The sequence below is a fragment of the Candidatus Hinthialibacter antarcticus genome, from assembly GCA_030765645.1.
Taxonomy (GTDB): domain Bacteria; phylum Hinthialibacterota; class Hinthialibacteria; order Hinthialibacterales; family Hinthialibacteraceae; genus Hinthialibacter; species Hinthialibacter antarcticus.
Genome location: JAVCCE010000075.1, coordinates 24,891 through 48,053, shown reverse-complemented (window position 1 = coordinate 48,053; position 23,163 = coordinate 24,891). Strand labels below are relative to the sequence as shown.

Annotated in this window: 22 protein-coding genes; 4 read left to right on the top strand and 18 right to left on the bottom strand. The window is 48.4% G+C overall.

Going from position 1 to position 23,163, the window contains the following annotated elements; genetic code table 11:
• Positions 1-7: 7 nt before the first annotated feature.
• From P9L94_19655 to P9L94_19640, 4 genes are all read right to left on the bottom strand, one after another.
• Positions 8-781, bottom strand: coding sequence for a hypothetical protein (locus tag P9L94_19655; GenBank protein ID MDP8246309.1), 774 nt, complete (start codon positions 779-781; stop codon positions 8-10).
• A 386-nt stretch (positions 782-1,167) separates the two neighbouring features.
• Complete coding sequence (locus P9L94_19650; protein MDP8246308.1) at positions 1,168-1,971, bottom strand: metal ABC transporter permease; 804 nt, start codon at positions 1,969-1,971, stop codon at positions 1,168-1,170.
• Complete coding sequence (locus tag P9L94_19645) at positions 1,972-2,715, bottom strand: ABC transporter ATP-binding protein (protein ID MDP8246307.1); 744 nt, start codon at positions 2,713-2,715, stop codon at positions 1,972-1,974.
• On the bottom strand, positions 2,712-3,617 hold the full coding sequence (locus P9L94_19640) for a metal ABC transporter substrate-binding protein (protein ID MDP8246306.1): 906 nt from the start codon (positions 3,615-3,617) through the stop codon (positions 2,712-2,714). Before P9L94_19640 ends, P9L94_19645 begins: the two co-directional genes overlap by 4 nt.
• A 161-nt stretch (positions 3,618-3,778) precedes the next feature.
• Between P9L94_19640 and P9L94_19635 the strand changes: the two genes are divergently transcribed.
• Positions 3,779-4,816 (top strand): DUF1080 domain-containing protein, encoded by a 1,038-nt coding sequence (locus P9L94_19635; GenBank protein MDP8246305.1) that lies wholly within the window; start codon positions 3,779-3,781, stop codon positions 4,814-4,816.
• 92 nt (positions 4,817-4,908) lie between these two features.
• Here the strand turns inward: P9L94_19635 and P9L94_19630 are convergent, their stop codons facing one another.
• The 4 genes from P9L94_19630 to P9L94_19615 form a co-directional block, all read right to left on the bottom strand.
• The gene (locus tag P9L94_19630; GenBank protein MDP8246304.1) at positions 4,909-5,313 is read right to left on the bottom strand and encodes a PIN domain-containing protein; all 405 of its coding nucleotides are present in this window, start codon (positions 5,311-5,313) and stop codon (positions 4,909-4,911) included.
• 11 nt (positions 5,314-5,324) lie between these two features.
• Positions 5,325-5,522: a hypothetical protein gene (locus P9L94_19625; GenBank protein ID MDP8246303.1), complete on the bottom strand. Its 198-nt coding sequence runs from the start codon at positions 5,520-5,522 to the stop codon at positions 5,325-5,327.
• Positions 5,523-5,637: 115 nt separating this feature from the next.
• Entirely contained in the window at positions 5,638-6,147 is a 510-nt protein-coding gene (gene tpx, locus P9L94_19620) for a thiol peroxidase (protein ID MDP8246302.1), read from the bottom strand.
• Between the two features lie 146 nt (positions 6,148-6,293).
• A complete protein-coding gene (locus tag P9L94_19615) occupies positions 6,294-7,328 on the bottom strand; it encodes a hypothetical protein (protein ID MDP8246301.1) in 1,035 nt (344 codons plus the stop codon).
• Positions 7,329-7,570: 242 nt separating this feature from the next.
• Here P9L94_19615 and dnaG point away from each other — a divergent pair, with 242 nt between their 5' ends.
• Together dnaG and P9L94_19605 are read left to right on the top strand one after the other, a co-directional pair.
• Positions 7,571-9,397: a DNA primase gene (gene dnaG / locus P9L94_19610; protein ID MDP8246300.1), complete on the top strand. Its 1,827-nt coding sequence runs from the start codon at positions 7,571-7,573 to the stop codon at positions 9,395-9,397.
• The gene (locus P9L94_19605; protein MDP8246299.1) at positions 9,394-11,355 is read left to right on the top strand and encodes a hypothetical protein; all 1,962 of its coding nucleotides are present in this window, start codon (positions 9,394-9,396) and stop codon (positions 11,353-11,355) included. The genes dnaG and P9L94_19605 overlap by 4 nt, the downstream gene beginning before the upstream one ends.
• Positions 11,356-11,475: 120 nt before the next feature.
• Here P9L94_19605 and P9L94_19600 read toward each other — a convergent pair whose 3' ends face one another.
• From P9L94_19600 to P9L94_19565, 8 genes are all read right to left on the bottom strand, one after another.
• Positions 11,476-12,465 carry an ROK family protein gene (locus P9L94_19600; GenBank protein ID MDP8246298.1) on the bottom strand — a complete coding sequence of 330 codons (990 nt, stop codon included), beginning with the start codon at positions 12,463-12,465 and terminating at the stop codon, positions 11,476-11,478.
• Between the two features lie 25 nt (positions 12,466-12,490).
• Positions 12,491-13,195 (bottom strand): dTMP kinase, encoded by a 705-nt coding sequence (gene tmk / locus P9L94_19595; GenBank protein MDP8246297.1) that lies wholly within the window; start codon positions 13,193-13,195, stop codon positions 12,491-12,493.
• Positions 13,192-13,863, bottom strand: coding sequence for a dTMP kinase (gene tmk, locus P9L94_19590; GenBank protein MDP8246296.1), 672 nt, complete (start codon positions 13,861-13,863; stop codon positions 13,192-13,194). Before tmk (P9L94_19590) ends, tmk (P9L94_19595) begins: the two co-directional genes overlap by 4 nt.
• Before the next feature lie 143 nt (positions 13,864-14,006).
• Positions 14,007-15,248, bottom strand: a complete 1,242-nt coding sequence (locus P9L94_19585; GenBank protein ID MDP8246295.1) for a 4-hydroxy-3-methylbut-2-enyl diphosphate reductase — start codon at positions 15,246-15,248, stop codon at positions 14,007-14,009.
• Positions 15,249-15,359: 111 nt separating this feature from the next.
• On the bottom strand, positions 15,360-16,145 hold the full coding sequence (locus P9L94_19580; GenBank protein MDP8246294.1) for a DUF1295 domain-containing protein: 786 nt from the start codon (positions 16,143-16,145) through the stop codon (positions 15,360-15,362).
• Positions 16,146-16,153: 8 nt separating this feature from the next.
• Positions 16,154-18,127 (bottom strand): DUF1365 family protein, encoded by a 1,974-nt coding sequence (locus P9L94_19575; protein ID MDP8246293.1) that lies wholly within the window; start codon positions 18,125-18,127, stop codon positions 16,154-16,156.
• Complete coding sequence (locus P9L94_19570; GenBank protein MDP8246292.1) at positions 18,124-19,392, bottom strand: FAD-dependent oxidoreductase; 1,269 nt, start codon at positions 19,390-19,392, stop codon at positions 18,124-18,126. The genes P9L94_19575 and P9L94_19570 overlap by 4 nt, the downstream gene beginning before the upstream one ends.
• On the bottom strand, positions 19,389-19,943 hold the full coding sequence (locus P9L94_19565; GenBank protein MDP8246291.1) for a CIA30 family protein: 555 nt from the start codon (positions 19,941-19,943) through the stop codon (positions 19,389-19,391). The genes P9L94_19570 and P9L94_19565 overlap by 4 nt, the downstream gene beginning before the upstream one ends.
• A 224-nt stretch (positions 19,944-20,167) precedes the next feature.
• On the opposite strand from P9L94_19565, the gene P9L94_19560 reads away from it, so the two are divergent.
• A complete protein-coding gene (locus P9L94_19560) occupies positions 20,168-21,085 on the top strand; it encodes a hypothetical protein (GenBank protein ID MDP8246290.1) in 918 nt (305 codons plus the stop codon).
• A 102-nt stretch (positions 21,086-21,187) separates the two neighbouring features.
• On the opposite strand, the gene P9L94_19555 is transcribed toward P9L94_19560, so the two are convergent.
• Positions 21,188-21,526: an STAS domain-containing protein gene (locus tag P9L94_19555; GenBank protein ID MDP8246289.1), complete on the bottom strand. Its 339-nt coding sequence runs from the start codon at positions 21,524-21,526 to the stop codon at positions 21,188-21,190.
• Between the two features lie 597 nt (positions 21,527-22,123).
• A complete protein-coding gene (locus P9L94_19550; protein MDP8246288.1) occupies positions 22,124-22,954 on the bottom strand; it encodes a hypothetical protein in 831 nt (276 codons plus the stop codon).
• Positions 22,955-23,163: the final 209 nt, after the last annotated feature.

Sequence of the window (23,163 nt, the reverse complement as noted above, 5' to 3'; positions counted from 1 at the left end):
TTGACGATTAACGGCCGCTTGGACTCGATGGCTTAATTAGAAATGGATGCTTCGCAGGAGGCGGCGGTAAATTCTGTTCCAACGTAGACCAGTTCAAGTAATTTTTCAAGTAAAAACCCGGGTTGTTGGTTTCGGGATGCAAGGAACTCAGCAAGGTAATGGATTCACGCGGCAACTGGTGTTGAAAGAGCTGATGGGCAATCAATTGAAACAGCGCTTTCTCTTGCACTTTGGAAACCAGCCGCTCATCGTAATCGCCTAACAACATGATGACCAGGTAGCCGTCTAAATCTAAATGGTCTGCCGAGTGACGCGCCATGCGCGCGCGGATCAGGTCTTCCCGATTGGGCAATTCGACCTTGCGCTTAGTGAAAGCGTCGCCCTCATAAATTAACGCGGGAGTGATGTACTGGCGCCCCGCATAAGTAATCCCGTCCGTATCAATGAAATAATGCACCGGCAAATCGCCGCGCTTGTCAAAGTTGTATCGCTCTAACAACTCTGCGAGGTAAGTCATGCCCGTTTGGCCTGGATAATCAGCCCCGCTGTCCATGATTAACACGCCGCGCAAAATATGAGAGTCAAACGGACCGCTTGGCGAAGACCCCAATACCGACCGGGGGATTTGACGGGCGGGCAACGGTTGCCCGTGGAACATTTCCACCACCCCATAGTTGCGGTCTTTCGACAAATCGTTGGCGCACGAAAAAATAGTCAATACCGCCAGCAAAAACCACAGCACATTCAATCGGCGGAAAATTTCTCTATAGCGAATCATCATTAGACGATAACGTCTCCTTTTAGGAAAGCTCAAGCCTTTCCATTATGACCATAGAAACCTGATTTGGGGAGTGGAGAATGGTTCGCCGACCCGCTAACGTAACAAGGGCGTAGGTGCGTCTCTGTCAGCGCCTGTGCAAAAAGGGCGGCAAGCCCGCACCGAGGCGAAGAGAGATGTACCCACGCCTTTTACTCACATGCAACGCTTTAAAAATCAACTACTGCTTCGCGAAGCCCATCCGACCAACCATGCCCCACCGACCCGCTAACGCAATCAGGGCGTGGGTGCGTCTCTGTGAGCGCCTGTGCAAAAAGGGCGACAAGCCCGCACCGAAGCGAAGAGAGACGCACCCACGCCCTTGTTTGATAAATCACCCTACAATTCTCTTAGGAATTAAAGAATTTTCGTACGCAGAAGGCCCCGAAGAATAACGCGGATTGCAACAACACAATCACCGCGCCGCTGGGCAGGTCGAGTTCATAGGAAAGCAAGAGTCCCGCAACGGCGCTGCTTGAACCAAGCGCGACAGAGAGCCAAGTCATCTGAAAAAACGTGCGCGCCAACAATCGCGCGGTCGCGGCGGGGATCACCAAAAACGCGGCGATCAATACCACCCCCACCATCTTGACGCAAACCACGACGGTCAATGCAACCAGGATTGAAAGCCAATAGTCGTCGCGGCTCACTTGGATGCGATCCGTCAGCGCCAGTTCCCTATCGAAGGTCGCGTACGCCCAGCGCCGCCAGATCGGCCAGATCGCAAGCGTAAGACAGCATAACAGCGATGTAATCAGCAAGTCAGTATTCGTAACTGCCAGAATCGATCCAAATAGAAACGTGTGCGCTTCGACGGCGTAATCGCGTTTTAATGCAAGAAAGATGATCCCCAGCGCCATCGTTAAAGCGAAAAAGATTCCGACGACAGTATCGCCGCCGAGTTCGGTTTTATCACGGACCCAGGTGATGCCCACCGCCGCCGCGACCGTAAACGGCAGCGCCGCCCACAACGGCGTCACGCCCAACAACACGCCAAGCGCCACCCCGCCAAACGCGGCGTGAGCAAGCCCGTTGCCCATGAAACTCAAGCGGCGCTGAATAATAAAGACGCCGAAATAACTCGCCAAGGCGCCGACCAGAAAGCCCGCGACCAGTGCGCGCTGCATAAAGGGAAGGCTAAGCGCATCCCACATTTAAGAATGCCTCTCGTAGGGGTGGTTATGGCCGATATGCCCGAACGCCTCGCGCGACAGCGCGTCAGCCAGTTCAGGCGACGACTCGCCAAACCCGATTGCTTTGCGGTTCAAGACCAAAATATGACTGGCGTGGTGAACGGCGGTGTGCCAGTCATGGGTAATCATCAAGATCGTCGCCTTGCTTCTGGATTGATAACTTTCAAGTACGCGAAACATGTCCTGCTCGCCCGCCGGGTCGATTCCGGTTGCGGGTTCATCTAACAACACCAAACGCGGCTCGCGAATCAAACCGCGCGCGAGGTAAATGCGTTGCAGTTCCCCGCCCGACAAGCGGCTGAGCGAGCGCGTCGCCAAATGGCCGACGCCCACTTGTTCTAACGCATGAAACACTTTGTCTTTTTTTTCGCCGCGCAACCGCCCCGGCCACGTGCAGCTGACGCCAGTCGCAACCAGTTCCATCGCCAATGCGGGAAAGGTACGGTCCAGCGTCTTGATCTGAGGGACGTACCCCAAGCGTTCTGCAGGAAAGGTTTCAGGCGATTGATTAAAGATTTTTAAGGAACCTTGAATGGGTTGGAGTAATCCCAAACACGCTTTGAGAAAGGTCGACTTGCCCGCGCCATTGGGGCCGAGCACCGCAACAAACGCCGATTCGGGAACCGTAACCGACAGCGCATCCAGCGCGATGTAATCTCCGAAACGTACGGTCAAGCCGTTCGCTTCGATGGCAGGGCCATTCATTGCAACGCCTCAAGCAGTTTTTTCGTATTGTAACGAAGAAGGTCCTGATAGGTGAGGCGCCCTTCGACTCCGCCTAAGGGATCAACTTCTATTAATTTCACGCCGACCGATTCCGCTAATACCCGCGCGGGACTATTGGACAGTTGAGGTTCAGTCAGGATCGCAGAGACGTCCTGCTCTCTCACCAAGTCAATGAGTTGCTTGATACGTTTCGGCGAGGGCGTCTTGCCGGGCGAGGCTTCAATCACGCCAGCGATTTTGATTCCATAGCGCTTCAAATAATACTGAAATGCCGAATGCGTCAGCAAGACCGATTTGCCTTGTAGCGGCGCCAGCGTTTTCTCGATCCATTGGTGAAGCGAGTCGAGTTCAGCGATCAGTTGCTCCGACTGCGTCGTATATTCCGGCTTGAGTTCCGTCTCGCATTGTTGCAGCGCTTTTAATAATCCGGGGACTACGGCTTTGACGGAAAGCGGGTCTAGCCAAAAGTGAGGATCAACAACGCCATGATCGTGGTCATGGTCGTGATGATCTTCTTCGAGAGGTTCCAATTGAAATGATTTTGGTAAATAGTCAATCGCTTGAATTGCGGGTTTTGTGGTCAGGCGCTTGGCCCAGCCGTCTAATTCATTTGAGACAAAAAACAACGCAAGCGCATTATGCGCTTTCTTCATATCAGACGGGCGAGGTTCATAGGTATGAGGCGACGCCCCGCCCGGCAATAAGCGGTCCACGTCGGCTTGCTCACCAACGATTTGCTTAAGAACAGACGCAAGCGGTTGAATGGTCGCGACATATTGCGGTTTGGCGACAACCGGGAATGAGACCAGCGCAAATAAAATGGACAAGTAGAGTTGTTTTATCATTTTCTCAATCGTTAATGGATAGCGTTCATACTTCATCTAATTTCTATTGTGACACAGAGTCAAAAATCGACAAGGCATTTGTTCAATGGAGTTTGAATCGCGTTTCTATATGAATACATTTTACGTCGTCGCCTTGAAGTCAGCGGGGCGATACTGCAAAATGAACTATCTATTTAGAACCCCACAGGAGGCCTCACATGATTCGCAAATTCGTTTTACTTGCTTTAACCGTCGCAGTCTTTGCTTCGGGCGCCGTCTATGCTCAAGACGATGTCGCCAAAGAAAAAATTGAGCCGTATTTAGGCAACTGGGCGCTTGACCTGCCCGGCGGCGCTGGTTGGCTGAATGTCCGTATGGTCGATAACAAGTATCTAGACGGCGACATTCTCTGGATGGGCGGCAGCGTGGTTCCCGTCGCGAACGTCTATTGGTTCCAACGCGGCTTGGTGGTCACGCGAGTGCACAACACCCCGCGCATTTGGGAAGGCGGCAAAGTCGTCCGCAGCCACACCCGCACCCAAGCCATGTATATCTCCATCGACCCTGACGACAAAGACAAAATCAAAGTTACCAGCGGTGAACCCAAATCAAACGGTCTTGGCGTCAACATGATGGAATTCACAGGCAAGCGCATCCCACCGCATCCCGCCGCGCCGGATTTGTCCAGCCTGAAATACGGCGAACCCGTTAAATTATTCAACGGCGAGAACCTCGACGGTTGGAAACTTACCCATGACGGCGCTGTCAGCGGTTGGTTCGTCAAAGACGGCGTCTTGGGCAATGACCCCAAACAAGAAAAAGGCAAGCCGCATATCAACTACGGAAACCTACGCACGGTTAATGAATTTGAAGACTTCAACCTCACCATGAACGTGAAAGTCCTGCCCGGCAACAACAGCGGCGTCTACTTGCGCGGCATCTATGAAGTTCAGGTTGCAGACACCTACGGCAAGCCGCTCGACAGCCATAACATGGGCGCCGTCTACAGCCGCATTACGCCTAGCGTGAACGCGGAAAAACCCGCAAACGAATGGCAAACCTATGACATCACATTGTGCGACCGTCACATCACCGTTATCTTGAATGATACCGTGATTATCGACAATCAACCTGTCATGGGTTGCACCGGCGGCGCGTTGACTTCAGATGAATTCAAGCCCGGCCCTCTCTACTTACAGGGCGACCACACCGGCGTTGAATACAAAAACATCATACTCAAACCCATCATCAAATAAGTCGTCTTTCTCAATACAAACAATCAAGCCCGGAAGCGATCAACGCGTCCGGGCTTTTTTTCAACCTTAATTATATGAATCAAACTTAGATGTTACATCATCACCATGATTTGAGCGGGCGTCTTTCGGCCCAACGGCGTACTATCAAAAGCGTCATTATAACTGACGATGGTCAGGTGATATTTTTCCGCCGCGACATACTGATGGGCGTCGTGATAATCGAGGCCGCATTGGTCCATGGTGCGAAGAATGCGCTTGATGTCTTCCGGCTCCAGATGAATCAACGTACTGCCGCCGTCGACAAACACATCCAAAACAAACCGCGCCAACACATCATCATGTTGATGGCGTTTTAAGATCATCGAAATGCCGTTCAGCGAAAACGCCGTTGCAAATAATTTGTCAGACGAATAGTGATTGAGCAATTTGCCAACATCGTCTGAATGTTCGCTGTCGAACAAGCGCTCCAACCATACATGCGTATCTATCAAAAACATTCGCTTGCTCCTTAGCTGTGGTAGGTGGTCTGTTGCAATTCCAACATGGTTTGTCCGCTTGGCGCCGGGGACAGTTTGCCCGCCCAGTCCTGACGCAATCGCGTTTTGACCCGCTGCGATCCTCGCGCCATCATGGTTTGGACAAATTCGGCGACTTCTTTCTTCTGGTCATCGGTGAGGCTGTCAATGATTTCGTTTAAATTTTCCATATCTGGCTCCTCAAAACACCTACATTCACCATACCATAATTCTATTTTTTATACCAAATGAAAAAACGGGACGCAGCATTCGCCGCGCCCCGCTTGGGTTTCAATGCGACAGATGTTACGCGCCAGCCGCTTTGGCTGCTTCGAGCGCTTTATCATAGTCGGGGTGTTCGGTCACTTCACCGACGATTTCCTGGTACGTCAACTTGCCGTCTTTGTCGACCACAAACACCGCCCGCGTACAAAGGCAGAGTTCTTTAATCAAGACGCCGAAGGTTTCGGCGAAATTGCGTTGTTGGTAGTCTGAAACGGTCACAACTTTGTCGAGGCCTTCCGCCGCGCAGAAGCGTTTTTGCGCAAAAGGCAGGTCGAGGCTGACTGTCAGCACTTTGGCGTTTAATTTGTTGGCTTCTTCGTTGAAGCGCTTGGTTTGCAATTCACAAACCGGAGTATCGACCGAGGGCACGGAAGAAATAATCACCACTTGGCCTTTGAAATCTGACAACTTGACGGGCTGCAACCCATTATCAACCACGCAAAAATCCGGGGCCGCTTCGCCGACTTTGAGTTCAGGGCCGACCAATGTCATCGCGCCGCCCTTAAACGTAATTACGCCTGTACGTTCCATGTTTATCTCCTTCAAATCTTTCACTATGAGTTTTCCCCGCTTGCATCATCCAGGCCGAACCAAATTGTGTAGGGGTTATGGCGGGATCATATCGGCGGACGCCTTGCTGTCAAGCAAGCGGGACAATCAAACATGAAAAGAACGCATTACTGCGCGCCTGTTTCCGAACCCGAATATTCAATGGTACGACGGTCAACACTGGTGGGAACATAGACGCGACGGTCGCTCAAACGCTGGAGGACGTAGGCGCAACGCAACGTCCAGTTGCTTTGGTCGTCATAGAGATATTCCATCCATTCATGTTTAATCAACCGGTCTTTGAGTCCGGTTTCTTTGGCTTCAACAGGAAGCCCAAATTGGTTGACTTTGAACTCCCCGTGATATTCCTGGCCGCCGCGCTTGGTAATAATGCGGCGGTCGATCACATGGCAGTCCTTGTTGCGCCTAACCAATACGCTGCCCGAATCTTCACCGGATTTATCGAAGTAAGTTTCGCCTAAAAAATTCCCTTGGTCGTCATACATTTTCACATGCTTAACAAGGAAATTATCATCCCCGTCATAGTGGTCCATCCACACCAGACGGCCTTCTTGTTCATAGCGGTATTTGACGATTTCCTCACGCGGAGGGCGCGAAAAACGGCGGCGTTCCTGATTTAACACTTCGTTTTCATCATACAAATACTGATGGATTTCAATCCAATCTTCGCTGCCGTCATAGATCGTCCATTCACTTTTGAGGCCCTTCGTATTGTATGAATATGTCTCTTTGCGATTGAGCGCCCCATCGGCGCCATAAAATAAGAGAGCGTTGCGCTGACCGTTTTCTGTGTATTGGATTTCCGTCCGTTCCGTCGCGGAAGCGCCGCGAACACGCGTAATCTCCACTGCGCGGCCTGCATCATCGAAGAGCAGCGTCAGCGATTCATGCAACAGGCCCTGCTTCTGCAAAGGCGCGGCGCCGGGAAAAGTCACGCCTCCCAATGAGGGAACCTCGACCGTCACCAGTTCACCTTGCAGCCACGCCCTGGAATATTCATCGCAAATGATGCGTTCAATCGTAATTTTGGCTGGCTGTCCGGTGATCGCGTCAAGTTTAAATTCATCAAGCACATCACCAAGAATGACCGTTGGAAAAATCAAAGCGAGCAGAGCAATCAATCCATTGAATCTGATACGCATACACAACCTCGTTTCTTGAGCGAAAAAATCCATTCTGCGTATTTTACTAGCAGCAAGCCGAAATGCTGGGGGCGGAATTCAAAACATTCCTATTCATAATTGGATTGTTCTGAGGCGCCCGCCCCAAACGCAACGATACGGTAAATATATTGAAACGGTTTTGATTTCACTTTGAGCATCCTGAGACCCAACGTCGTTTGATGTATAGTAAAGGCAACTCTAGCGAGATAAAATTTACGCCGATGGCATCAAACGATCCAGTCAAAGAACAAATTCTAGAACGCGCCGACATCGCAGAAGTCGTCGGTCAATACGTCCACCTCAAATCGCGAGGCGGGCGCTTGTTCGGGCTGTGTCCATTTCACAAAGAAAAAACGCCGTCGTTCAGCGTCAACGCCGAGCGCGGATTCTATCACTGCTTCGGTTGCAGCGCCGGCGGAAACGCCATCGACTTTGTGATGGGCGTCGAGAACCTGACCTACCCCGAAGCGCGCCGCATGTTGGCCGAAAAGCTCGGCATCGAAATCAAACCCGCGCACGGCTCGTTCCGCCAACATCAAGAGATCGACCGCTATCAAATTATGGAAGCGGCGGCGCGATTCTTCCAACGCAATTTAGACTCCAGCAAACCCGCGATGGACTACTTGCTCGACCGTGGGCTTACCGCTGAAGACATCAAACGCTTCGGGCTGGGCTTTGCGCCGCCGGGCTGGGACAACCTGCTCTACGCCGTCAAAAAGAAAAATGTCCCGGAAGCCGTGATGGACGAACTGGGGCTGATTGTCAAAAGCAATAAAAAAGACGGCTACTATGACCGCTTTCGCAACCGCATCATGTTCCCCATCCGCAACGCGATTGGGCGGGTGATCGCCTTCGGCGGTCGCGCCATGGACCCGGAAGACACCGCCAAATATTTGAACAGCAACGAAACGCCGCTCTTTAACAAATCGAAAGTAATGTATTTGTTAGACCAAGCGAAAACCATCATTAAAGAACGCGGCGCGGTAGCGGTCGAAGGCTACATGGACGCCATCATGCTGCACAAATATGGCTTCACCCAGGCAATCGCGACGCTGGGCACCGCGTTGACGCCGGAACATGTTCACATGCTGCGCCGCTACACCGACCGCTATACGCTGCTCTATGACGGCGACTCGGCGGGCATTCGCGCAGCGCGGCGCGGCGTCGAACTATTTTTTGAACAAGGCCTCGCAGTCAAAGTCGCATTGTTGCCCGGCGGACAAGACCCCGACGATTTTTTGCGCGAAAAAGGCGAAGCCGCTATGCAGCAACTACTTGACGAACCGCTGGACGGCTTCGAGTTTAATTTATTGCAAGAAATGCAAGGACGCGATCCGTCCCTGCCCCAAGATAAAAGCGCCATCGTTGAAGGGGTCACGCCGCTGCTGCTGCGCATCCCCGAAGCCTTCATTCGCAACGACTACGTTCGCATGTTAGCGGAACGCATCGGCTCCGACGCAGGCGCCTTACAAGAAGCGATCAACACCAAAGCGTCCAGAACCCGCGCGCCGCAAATTCGCCAAACCAGTGAAGCGCCTCCCACCCAGCAACAAACAGACGTCGTCGATCCCATGCGTATGCAGAAAGAAGCGCTGGTTCGTCTGCTTGCGTTTCAACACCGCTTCATTTTGCCGGACGGCATGTTAGAAGCACAACGGCCGTGGCTATTTGAAGACGCCGAATGGTCGCAAACTTTGCCCGAATTGACGACAGCCTTTCGCGTCAATTCACGACTGGATCGAATCATCGAAACTTTGTTAGGCGATAAACCCGGCCCGACAAGCGAACCATCGGCGCTCCGGCTGTCTTCTTTATTTCCTGACAACCAAGACGCGGCGGCTTTCCTACGCATCATCGAAAGCGAGGGAATGCCCAACCGCGAAAAAGGGCTTCGCAAAATGCACGATGAAGTAATGGACGGTCTGCAACAAGAATTACAAAAACGAAATTGGCAACAAACAAAATTAGACGCGCAATCAGACCCAATGCAAGCGCTCAAGGCGCTCGATCAACAATTGTTTGCGCAGAAAGACGAACCCACTCCATGAATTTTCAAGGCATCTTTCACCTGTTTATGCAACGCGTTTCAGGCGACGCGATTTTAGAACAAACCGAATCCATCTGGAAAAATAACCACACATCGGATTTTGACGGATGGATGCAGTCGGCCCGGTTCGCTCAACAAGCGTTTCAAGACGCCGGATTGACCGCCGAGGTCCATGAACTGCCCGCCGATGGACAGACGCAATTCGGCGACGCCGTCATGCCCAAATCATGGAACGGTCGCAAAGCGAAATTAGAGATGATTGCGCCCCAACAAAAAGTGATCGCCGAGCGAAAAGACCACAACCTCTTTTTGGGTATGTGGTCTCCGCCCACGGCCCCCAACGGCATGGAAGCGGAACTGGTCTGCCTCGCCAACGACGATTCAATCAATCTGCCCAATATCGACGTTGAGGGCAAGATTGTTCTGACCAAAGGAAAAATCGAAGCCGTCCGAAAAGCGGCGTCAAATAAAGGCGCCTCGGCGGTGATATCATGCTGGTCGAATTCGCCCAACCATCCCGACTGGACGCAGTGGATTCCCTCGAACAGCAACAGCCCCGGCGGCTGGGGAACGCACAAAAACGATGAACAATTGATCGTCCTGTCGGTCTCTCCCGCGCAAGGCGAAGAACTCTATCAGTTAGCGTCCGAAGGCCCGGTCAAGTTGCGCCTGTTCGTTGACGCGCACATGCAGCCCGGCGTCTTGCCGATGGTTGACGCAAAAATTGAAGGAGAGAGCGACGAACAAGAAGCCTGGCTACTCGCGCCGCTCAACGGCCCCGGCGCCAATTATCACGCCGCGTCCGCCGCCGCGCTACTCGAAGCCGCCCGCATCATACAAGACGTTATTAAAGATGGATCGCTGCCCAAGCCCGCGCGTACGCTGCGGTTTTTACTGGCGCCGCGACCCTACGGCGCGTTGGCGTATGCGCATCAATTCAAAGAAAATGCGCAACGCGCCTTATTGACATTCTGTTTGGATTCTGCGGCGGGCGACCCGAATTGCGCCTGGAGCCGCTGGACCTTGCGAACCTCGCCCGCGCCTTTACGCCACTTTAGCGATGCGTTAATCCGCCATATCGCAAAAGATTACCTCAGCAACTGGCGCCCGCAACGAATGCTCGAAAACAAGCCCATGTCTTTGAGCGCCGACATTCATTGGAACGATCCGGCGATCAACATAGCAACTCACTGGCTGCACGGCGGCGCCAGCGACGAAGTACGCAGCACCTCGGGCGACGCCATGGAGGCCGTCAGCCGCCGCTCGTGTATTGACCTTGCGGTGATGACGGCGACGACGGGTTATATCGCGTCCGTATTGGGCGTCCCGGATATTCCAATTTTGTCGCAATGGAATTACCGCCTCGCGCAAGAAAATATCTGGACTGAAGTTGACCACTGGATGGACAAAGCCGACGAAGCGAAAAGCGCGGCGGACTTGCACGAAATCTGGCGTGACGCGCGTTTGCGCTTGGCGGGGCGAAAGAACGCTGAAGCCGCTGCGCTGCAAAGCCTCGGACAAATTGACCCGCACGCGCACGAATGCCCCGAGTGGAACGTAGTACGCGAATTAAACTACACCATTGGGGACCTTACCGATTCGGCGATCGCTGCCGTCAGCGCTCACTTGCAAACCCGCGCCGCAGCGTTGGAAGTTGACTTTTTGCCGGAAGAACCCATCGACCATTCGCACGAAGACGACCGCATCCCAAAACGTATCGGCGAGACAATCGGCGCCATTACCTTAGACGCCTTGCCTTACGACCAATGGACATCGCCGGTCCGGCGCTCGCCTCGCACCAACGCGCCTTACACCTTGGCGTGGTGGCTGGCGAATGGAGAACGCCCGATTGGAGAAATCGAGCGGCTGGTGCGGCTGGAAATCCCTCAATTTCGCGAGTGCATTCCAGCCTGGTTTACCTTTTTAGAAAAACACGGCTACGTTCAATTCATAAATTAAACAAAAAGCCACGCAGCAATCAAAACAGGTCTCATACAGACAGAACCGATCTGGCGCCCACGCCGAGTTCAATAACGGCGCAAGTAACGGCGCAAGTATTGTTGAGATCGTTTCTAGAGATTAAGCGCTTTCGAGCCGCTTCCATGCAATCGCGGCGGCGCCGAGAATGCCTGCGTCATCGCCCAACATCGCGGGGACAATCTCGCATTTTTCAGACATGATCGGGAAGCAATTGCGCTCAGCGTGGTAGCGAATGTCCGGCATGATCTGGGCCTCAAGCGCTTCGACCAAACCGCCGCCGATGACCACCATTTCAGGGCTGAGAATATTCATCAAACTGCCGACCGCAACGCCCGTGTATTTTGAAGCGCGATGAATTTCATTGACGGTGATTTTGTCGTTGGCTTCAATCGCCTTGACGAATACGCTGCTGGTGAGTTTTGTCCAATCGCCGTTCGTCAGGTCCGTTAGAATTGACTTTTTGCCTTTACTGATGCGTTTTTTAATCCGTTTAATCATGGCGGTTTTGCTGGCGTACGCCTCGAGGCAGCCCCGGTCGCCGCAGCCGCATTTGTCACCGTACGCAACAATTTTGGTGTGGCCCAATTCTCCCGCATTCAAACTCGCGCCGTGAAACGGCTCGCCGTTTAAAATCACGCCGCCGCCGACGCCGGTTCCAAGAAAGATGCCAATGACATGCTGTTTTCCTTTGGCGGCGCCATAGGTGAATTCACCGAAAGTGCCCACGTTTACGTCGTTATCGAGAAAAACGGGCATGGCTAATTTCTCAATGAGGTAGGGCGCAATCGGCGCATTGCTTAAGTTCAAATTCGGTGTTTCGAGAATACAGCCTGTGATCGGGTCAAGCGGACCGGGCGAACCGATGCCCACAGCGGCAATTTCACTCGCCGGGACGCCGGAGGCTTCAATCGCTTCGCGGCTGCATTCTTCGAGCCGCAGCAAAATTTCATCTGAAGTGCGCTGCGCCTTGGTTTTCTTTTTGGCGCGTGAAAGAACATTGCCTTCTCGATCAACAACGGCGGAGAGGATTTTGGTCCCGCCCAGGTCAATTCCAACCACATGATTTTTTTGTCCGGCGCTTGCAGCCATTCTCTACCCCTCGCTTTTTGGCGAATTATTCTGACAACACAGCCAACACTTTTTCCTGCAACTCTTTCCCAATTGCGGTTGCAGACCGGTTTCCATTGATGACTTCAAAATCATAGCGGTCTTGTATTTTCGCAAATTCCATTTGAATCAGCCGCTGATATTTTTTAAAACTTTCAAACATATCGAGCGAAAGCCCGATGTCCATGCCCGATTCCCAATAATCGAGCGTACGGCTCTTTTGAAACGTACGCTCCAGTAAATTGTCAGGGCTTACGCGCAAATAAAATACTGCATCGGGTATGATCGCAATCCCATATAGCGACTCGATCCAATCCGATTCAAGTTTACGGACAATATCACGAACCATCAGCGTATAGATATAGCGGTCGGCAATGACGATATACCCCGAACGCAGCGCAGGGATAATAACATTTTCGAGTTGGTCGCAAAAGTCGGTCGCATAAAACAGCGCCATCGTACGGCGCCCCAACACATTGCCGTCTTTGGCTTTTTCGAGTTCCTCACTCACCAAAGTCGAGCGGCTCAGCCCAACGTGTACGGTCGCGTAGCCCTCTTTTTCTAAACCATCGCGCAACATGTTGATTTGCGTCGAACGCCCCGAGCCGTCAGCGCCTTCGATTGCGATCAATTTGCCGCTCAGCTCTTTCAAATTGACGGCGGGAATGCCGCGTCCATAGAATTTTTTCTTGGATTTCGTCGAGGACTTCATGCTTTTGTCCTCCATTGGTAGTTGGAAAAGTCGATGCGCTTTGATACAACTTCACGCATTTGTTCCTGCAACTCTTCGATGGGCGTTCCAGCATTCACAACCTGAAATTTATATTCAGAAATCATGCCTTCATATTCTTTTTGCAGTTCTTTTTGCAGCAGCGAAAAACTGGTGTTGGTGTCGTCGGACAAATTCAGGTCCAGCCCCGCCTCGTGATATTGAAACTCCGGCTTGGCGGCCATCACGCGGTCGAGAACAATCGAAAGCGGCGCTTTAAGATAGAAAGTGATATCCGGCGGAGTCGCAAAACTATAGAGTTTTCGCACCCATTCTTTGTCGCAGCCGCGCACGGCATCGCGAGCGAACGCGGTATAAATATACCGGTCGCAAAGAACAATATACCCCGCCTTTAACAGCGGCAGCACCTGACGTTCATAGCGGTCGGCAAAGTCGGTGCAATGAATCAGCGAGAATGTCGTTGGAGTAAGCAGGTTACGTTTCTTGCCTTTGTTGGTCGCGCGCTTAACCAAGACAGACGAGTCCCACTCCGTAAAGAAGACTTTAACGCCGGACAATTCCATCCAACGTTTCAATAGATAGACCTGGGTTGACTTGCCCGCTCCGTCGAGTCCTTCGACGGCGATGAGTTTGCCCTTCATGTTTGCCATTGATGGTTCTCAATTCGATACACGGTTTTGGTTATCTTAATGGCAACCCATCGGTTTTTGTAGTACCAAAAGATTTACGAAAAATGAAAAACGCCCCAGACTATCATCTGAGGCGTTCATTTATTGCTATTCAAAGGCTTCTATTAGGATTCCCGCAGAGGCGCCACATTCTGAAAAACCTCTTCCAGGCGAAATCCACGGCATTCCAACACCCGGTCGATCACTTCGCCGACCACTTTATCAGGAGTCGAAGCGCCTGCGGTCACGCCCACCGTCGCTTTACCTTGCGGCAGCCAGCCTTCGGTTTGAATTTCTTCTTTCTCGCCAAAGGGTTTATGACGAATCACATCGCTTGAGAGAATGCCATCGACATCGCTAATGTGATATGTAGGCCCATACTTCAAACCAATCTCACACAGATGATTGGTGTTGCTGCTGTTGTAGCCGCCGACAACCAAAATCAAATCCGGTTTTTTGGAACCCAATTCAATGATGGCGTCCTGGCGCTCTTGGGTCGCGCTGCAAATGGTATCAAACGAGCGGAAATGCTCTTTGATGTGTTCCTTGCCAAAGCGGTCTTCCATCGCTTTTTGAATCATCTTGGCGATATGAAGCGACTCGCTGCTCAACATGGTAGTTTGATTGGCGACGCCCATGCACTTCAAGTCTGTATCAGGATTAAAATTGGGGCTGATCGCTTTTTCAAACTTCCTTAAGAAAATATCTCTGTCTCCGCCGTTGAGAATATAGTCGCAAACAAACTGCGCTTCTTCTTCATCGCGAACGATAATGTACTTCCCGTCTTTAAATTTTGTCGCGTGCGAGGCGGTGGCGATGGTTTCTTCATGATAATATTTGCCGTGAATAATTGCCGTGAAATTATCTTTCGCGTAGCGCTCCACCCGCTTCCAAACGTGCATCACTGAGCCGCAGGTGGTATCGACCATCGTACAGCCGATTTGCTTCAACTCATCCATTTTTTCCATGCTGGCGCCAAACGCAGGGAGAATCACCACATCATCAGGCGTCACGTCGTCAACGCTGTAGTTTTCGTCTTCTCCGCCCGATAAAAAACGCACGCCCATTTCGCGCAATTTAGAATTGACGCGCGGGTTATGAATGATCTGATAGGTGATATACAACGTTTTGTCGGGAAACATCTGGCGCGTTTCGTAGGCGTAATCAATCGCCCGGTCAACGCCGTAACAAAAACCGAACTCTTTGGCTAACAAGATTCGCAGGTTGTCCACTTGCACTTCGAAGCCATTATCACGCAAATGTTGGATCATCGCGCTACGGTATTCTTTTCGTAATTCGCCCGCAACATCTTCTTTGAGGCCGAATCCTTTACGATAAACTGGTACATCCGGGGCCTGAGGCAGCATACCTGTCTCCTTGATTGGTTCCATATCTCAATAGTGTAAACGCCTCCGAGGAACGATACAATGCCGTGTTCCGGGCAAATAGATTTTCAGACCGTCATCGGGCCAATCGAATCAACGATTTTTAGGAAACCATGGTATGAATGGACTCGTTGTATTTTGATAATCTCGATAATCGCCTCCCCGACTGCGGAGAGCCTGAGTCTCTGATGTCGGAATTCCCGTAACAAATACAATAAAATATAGCATCATGGCAGGCGCAAGCAGCGTTAAATACCAATAGGGAGAACCAACCGCAAGCAATGGATACACCAGCCATTGAAGCCATTCAAAGAAATAGTTTGGATGTCTGCTATATTGCCATAATCCAACTCGGCAGGTTTTCCCACGATTGAGGGGATTTGAACGAAATTTTGAAAGTTGATAATCAGAGATTGCCCCTCCTGTGAATGAAAGCGCCCATAATACAATCGCTATACCGTCAAAAACATCTAAAAATGGCTTGGGGTTGATTGCGACAATAAGAAAAGAGATTGAAAGCAGCGCATCAGCCAGCGCTTGTAACTGAAAAAAACCGAGAAAAAAGAATTGAACATTCCCTTTATATTCTTTTCGTATACTTTGATAACGTCCGTCTTCTTCTTTTCCCATGACTCGATCAAAAAGCAAGTGCAATGATAAACGAATATACCAAATGCAGACCAATGCAAACAAAACATTTTGTCTCAACGCATAACCATCGAGAAAAAAAGCGTATATTAAAACAAGGATTGCTAAATTTGCAGACCACGCTACATCAACAATGCTTGCATCCTTCGTCTTCCATTGAATGAAAAATACAACAAGCATAATGAAGGAAACAAGTAAACTACAAAAAAGAAAAATCATAAATGGATTCATTATTTTATCTAAAGAACTTCAGGTCGTTTAAAGACAATTTGATAGGTGTTTAATATTCGAGTGAGAAAGCCCGCTTCACAATAAGAAAAATAATATTCCCACTTTCGGATAAATTCATCATCAAATCCCATATCCGCTACGTTTTTCTTTTTAGATAGAAATGTCTGTTTCCACTCACGCAACGTACGAGCATAATCCATTCCAATATTTTCTACATGGTCGATAAAAAAACGTGAATTCTTCATTGCATTTTCAGCAATAACATGTAATGAAGGCGCAACGCCCCCAGGGAAAATATGTTTCTGGATCCAATCGCTCTCTCTTCTGTATGATTCATAGTTTTGATCTATTACAGCAATTGCTTGTATAACAACTGCCCCATCCGGATTTAATAATTTGTCGAGTTGCTTGAAATACTCGCCCAAATACTCATGGCCAACGGCTTCAATCATTTCAATTGAAATAATTTTATCAAAGCGCCCCGTCATATTACGATAATCACAATTCAGGACGTCAATCCGATCATGCAATCCTTCTTCTTTAACACGGTCTCTTGCCATTTTGAGTTGCTCAGCAGATAACGTGATTGTTGTAACGCGGCAACCAGTTTGCTTTACCGCCTGAATCGCAAAACTTCCCCAACCGGAACCAATCTCTAAAACGTGATCATTGGAGGTAATTTTCGCTTTTTCAATCATTAAATTTATCTTATTGATCTGGCCTTGCTGTAGGTTTTCTTGTTCACTATTAAACTGAGCGCATGAATAAGTCATCGTATCGTCAAGAAAGATTTTAAAGAAATCGTTGCTTAAATCATAATGCGCTAGAATATTCTCGCGACTTCTCACAAGAGTATTTTTTCGAAAAGAATGCATAACGCGATTCGCTGCACGTCCAAGCCAGGCAGACCTTAAAACAAAGTTGTTTAAATAAGTTTGGTTTTCCAAGAAAAACACAAGTAATTTCGTTAAATTATCCGTATCCCAATCTCCAGCAACATACGATTCTCCGAAGCCGATATTTCCACCCAAAACAGCCTTGCGAAAAAAACAAGAATGGTTCACTTTTATACTTACGCGTTGTCTTGAATGTAAATCACCATAAAACTCAACAGAATGGTCAGTTAGAATCAATTGCAAACAACCATTCTTAACATTAGTTAAAACTTTTTTGATCATTATTGCGCAGCATTTGTCTATCAAAGGCATTTGAGCATGGCGCACTGTCATTACATTGCTTGGATTGGGTTTTGAATACACCTTTAACTTCCTTCCATAATAGAGTTTCGCAGCTTGCCAAACGATTCTTGGCATTGTAAACCAGGGAACAAATGGCTGTTGTATTAAAGTAAAAAACAAGTTCTTTGCCGTAAGTGGAACGGTATTTCCCCACAACCGCGTTTTAAGAGACGCTTGGCCTTGTTTCATTAGGTCAAGATGGATATCGATTGAATCAGTGACATCCGCAAAATGAAATTCGTACGCCCCTTGCATATCATTAAACGGCGACACATGAAATTGCTTATCAACTGAATAGCGCGTGTATTTTTTCAAATTGCTCTCTTGGCTTCTTGAAAGAACATACACATGCTTTTCTTTGAATGTGTTATTCACCTCTGCGACGACGCAAGCAAGCGATCCATCATTTTTATAGCAATAATAAAAACTCACTGGATTAAAGACGTAATTAAAATACCGAGCCGACGTTAATAGAACGACTTGCTTTATCTCTTCAGAGAAACCATGTAATGATAAAAGCGTAAATAACTTTGTTTGAATCGAGCCGTCTTCCTTGTTTAAATAATCTTTATCGTAAATCGAAACAGGCCGAAAGCGGTTATATCCAAACAAAGGGTTTTCATTATCAAGTCGCTCCAATTCATTCAAATCAAGAGCATACATATAAAGCGGATACACAAAATGGTGCTCCATTGGATGAAGACGTGCATGCATGACCTGACAATGAAAAATTTTTGATTTCATAAATCTAAACCAAACAGGTTCGCGACTTGCAGACCTGACTTGACCGCATCTTCATGAAACCCGTAACCAAAATAACTCCCGCAAAAATATGTATGGTTTATACCGTTCAGTTTGTGTAATTCACTTTGCGTGTGTACAGAATCGAAATCATACAATGGGTGTGTATATTCGATTTCCTTGATTATCGTTTTATGATCAATTTTCTTATGGCTGTTCAATGTAACAAAATATTTCTTCTTTGAATCTAACCCTTGCAAACGGTTCATATAATAGGTCATTGAAAGCGCATTATTGCCATCTTCAATGTATTCTCGTTTATAATTCCACGAAGCCCAGGCTCGATGATTGGAAGGCATGACGGATGAATCAGTATGTAGTACGACTTTATTTTTGACGTACCTCCAACCGCCTAATAATCTCTGTTCATCGGGCGTTGGATCGTTGAGAATTTTAAATGTTTCATTTGCATGAGACGCCATAACGGCGCAATCAAATTCTTGTTTCTCGCCATTGGATAATTCAAGCGTAACGCCATTATTGTTTCTAACAACTTTGTTGATTGAATGATTTAAATTGAAGCGGCCCTTAAATTGTTCAATAAATTTTTTGATGTATGTATGGCTGCCTCCAATAACGGTTTGCCATTGCGGCGGCTTAAGCGAAAGCAATCCATGATGTTTAAAAAACTCCAAAAATGTTTTGGCAGGAAAACGCATCACCTCTTTACTAGGCGTAGACCAGATGGCTGCGCCCATTGGAGCAATATAGTTTTCAATAAAGCTGTCTGAAAAACCACATTTCTGCACAAAGTCGCCTAATGTAAGTGAATCAATATTATTGTTTTCTAATTGTTCACACCCAACTTTTCCGAATTTTTGAATATCAAATAACATTTTCCAATGTTGAACATTCAATAGGTTTTTTCTTTGCGCAAATATTGAATTCAAATTATCTCCGCAATATTGCAGTCCGGTTTTCTCACAATGAAATCCAAATGACATATCACTATTGCGAACCGGCGCACCGAGTTGTTGAAGCAAGCGATGAAAGGTCGGATAGGTCTCGTCATTAAGCACGATAAATCCCGTATCAACCGCAACGCCAGCGTCTGGGCCGTCTTGAATAACGATTGTATTGGTATGGCCGCCCAAGTAATTATTTTTTTCAAAAATTGTTACGTCATATTCTCGTTGAAGAACATGCGCAGCAGTAATGCCCGCAACGCCTGCACCAACGACCGCTATCTTTTGTTTATTTTTTGTCACTTTTTTCTTTCCTGGTTTTCATTCTCATTATTTGCATCAAATGTCGCCTTGATCCATTCAATTTCTACCGAAAAATCACCCTGCTGAGAATCTGCGATCATTAATCCGACCGACGCGATGTTTTCTGCTTTCAACATGGGCGCATTCCCGACTGTGCGGCCTCGATATTTTGCGACAAAGTTTTTCAATGGCGCAACAATGGTTTCTTTTTGATCCGTCTTTGTGTCGAACTCAAAATAGTAATAAACACCGCTCTGGCGTTCGTTTGTTCCAATTGATAGCCTGTAACGCTTACCGTCTCCAATAATGCTTGCGCTTAGATAATTTTGGCCCTTCAATTCAAAATCAATATTTTTTGATCGAAAGGACGCAAATCCTCCATTGTTTTCAAGCGAAACGTCTCCTGTAAATGTCAATCGCCCTTGATCGTTCCATGAAAGACGACTCTGAGACTTTCCACCCATTACAGAATCATTGGTAATGAAAAATACATTGATCATTTCTTTGTGTTGAAAATCAAATAAAACCGTTTCGGTTTCGACTGTACGCATCGTTTCCCGCCCTTCTATCGAGACGCTTAGAATGAGAATGAACAAAACGGCGATCCTAACCATACTCATTTCATCATTTCCTTGCTCTGGTATTTAATCCACAACCAAAACGAACGAATAAACGTTCACTCAATGTGTATAAAGTACCTAGAATTGTAACAAAGTCAAGTTATAATCACAAATATATTAGCCTCACGCCGCCTTGCATGGTTGTAATAACGTTCATGCAAAGAGATAAACATCCGAAAAGGTTGAAGATATTGCGATCGATCCTGTCCCCAAAAGAATTTTCAGCAGCAATCAATCGAAGCGAATCGTCGGTTAAACGCTGGGTTGACGACGGTAAAATCCAAGCGATAAAGACAATCGGAGGCCACCGCAAAATTTCGCTGGAAGAAGCAATCCGCTTTGTACGAAGTAATAAAATTCAATTAGAGAACCCTGAAATATTCGGATTTTCGGACTTACGGCATGTCGCAAATGAAGTTTGGGTTCCCGGCACAGAAAATGACCGCTTCTATGCGTTCTTAGAAAACGGCGAGTTAGAGAAAGCCCGTGGTTACATCATGCTGCTATATCTAAGTGGAATGAGCGTTGCAGAAATTTGCGACAATACGATTCCCTATGCGATGGAACGAATTGGAGAACTCTGGAAGCATAACGAGAACGGCATTGGAGTCGAACATCGAGCGACGGATATCTGTATTAACGCCTTAAGCGTTTTTAAAGCGATGTTTGAAACAAAGCGAAATTCCCCAGTCGTTTTTGGAGGGGCGCCTTCAAGTGATCCCTATATAGTTCCTTCGTTTCTGGTCGCTACGACTTTATTATCCGAAGGGTTTGCCCCGATAAATTTTGGGCCCAATACGCCATTTGAAGTCTTTCATACCGCATTAAAAGAACACAAACCCTTTATGGTTTGGCTTAGCATCAGCTATTTAAAACGTGGAGTCAGCATTAAATTAGACATTAAAAAACTGGCGGAAGCCACAGAAAAATGCGGCGCCTATTTAGTGATTGGAGGTCGATTTTGGGAGAGCGCAAATCTTCAGTCCATTTCAGACGAGACCCAAAATGTATTCTTTGTGAATTCTATGATTGAACTGGTAGCATTGATGAAAGGGTTGCAAAGTAACCGTTAGTTTTTATTCAGGAGCCTGAGGCAGCATACCGGTCTCCTTGATTGGTTCCATATCTCACTAGTGTAAACGCCTCCGAGGAACGATACAATGCCGCATCCGAAATCAAACCTCATACGACTGAACAGCGTCTTCGACAGTATCGTAGAGTTCAAAGATGCGGTCCATCCGAACCAGTCTGAACAAATCCAGCGCAGGCGACTTAAGCCCGGCAAGTTTTAAATCACCGTCGGCTTCTTGTTGACGACGCAAACAAGAAATCATCGCGCCCAGACCCGAACTATCCATAAAACGGATGGGAGACAGATTCAGCACTGCTTTGGGATAAGGCTCAAGCACTTTCAGTATCTCAACCTTAAAGCGCTTGGCGTTGCCTGCGTCGATATTTTCTTCGAGAAGATCAATGACTAAAACGCCGTTTTCAGCGCGAGCATTATAATCCATGCCGTGCCTCCCCCTTTGTGATGAAAGTCGCATTGATGTCATAGACGAGATGAGATACATCGCAGTCTAGCTGCTGATAAAGGTAAGTTTGACCTCAGCGCCCCAAGATTCAATAGCCGCCCTAATAACCAATGTCATTGACTTAAGACTTTTAGCCCCCTTTTTAAGGGGGGACGGCGCTGAAAGCGCCAGGGGGGATTCGGGCGCAACGCGTTGCGCCCCTACATAGCTGATATGTTTTAGTTTTGTTGCATCAAGGGCTGCCGTCGCCTGCCTGCGTCAGGCAGACTTCGCGACGCCTTGCCCTTGCCACCCCTTAAATGACATTGCCCTTATAACGCCCCTGCGCGTTATCCACACAGGGGCGAGAGCAATTCAATTTTCTGGTTCTTCCGTAAATTTGGATACTTTTTTTATAAATTGAATTGAGATTTGGCTGCATGTGGCATGGGTATGACTCTGCTCGCTTCAGTGCGGGCTTTCAGGCCCTTATACACAGGCGCTCTCAGAGTTGCACCCATGCCTGAACACGTTTTCGTAATCATAGCCATCCAACAATGCAGTACTCACAAACCGGATGAACCATTTTTTTATCAATTAGACAACGCTGCGCACCGCAGAAGCGTTGAGGTTTTTCTTCACCAGTCCAGGTCGTTGTTTGCCGCGCAGGTGAATCATGTTGCTATGGTCGCAGACCAGCATTTTTTGCGGGCCGGGAATCGCCGATTGCAAGTACGTCGAGAAGTTAAACACCTGTCCATCCGGCGCCGTCAAATGAATCTCCAGCCGGCTTTGAGGTTCGAGAGGAACATGGATTGTGCGCTTCTTACCCTGCAGCCGCACCATGATTCCCTTGGCAATGCCATCAGTCAACCAATCGGTCTTCTCTCCCTTAAATGAAATGGAGTTAATCGACAAAACCAAGCCATCGTTGTCAACACTGGCCAGAAAGCCTTCAACCAATGACTCGCGATGACCGCTAACCCTCATGGACATCCGCCAGCCAGGGTCGAAATCTCTGGTTGATTTCCATCCTCTTGATTTTGATTGGGCGCCGAACAGTTTTTTACGCAATGCCTCAATGATGCGACGTTCTTCGGGGTTGCCGTTTGCTTCAAAGCGCGACATCCAACGGTCAAATTCGCTAGGGCGGCGCAGCAAACGGTTGGGATCATGCAGATTGCCCGCCATCGCCGCTTGGAGCAAGTAGGTCTTCTCTTTGCGGGAGAGGTTCATACGCCCCACGTTTTGGTCAAAGCGCGTCCGTTTCGCAGATTTATCGCGGTTCATCGAAACCAATTCAAACACGATCCAGGCGGATAGAATGAACGCAACGATAACTGCGAGTCCAAGCAATATAGGAGTATACGGACCAAATTCGTGGACCGGTTCAAAGATATTTTCTAAAATTCGTTCTGCGACAGTCATGGCCTTAATCTCCGAAATCCCAATGCCCTCGATCTGTAGAACTTCAATAATCATTCCAGTTTCTCTATTTATGCCTCAAGGGCGTTTTTGACGATCTAACTGATTCATTCATCTACGATTTCGTTCACTATCTATTTTCGGACAAAAAAATGGGAAATTGAGGGAAATGCACATCTCTCTCTATTTGAGAGAGAAATGCTTTCAATTTG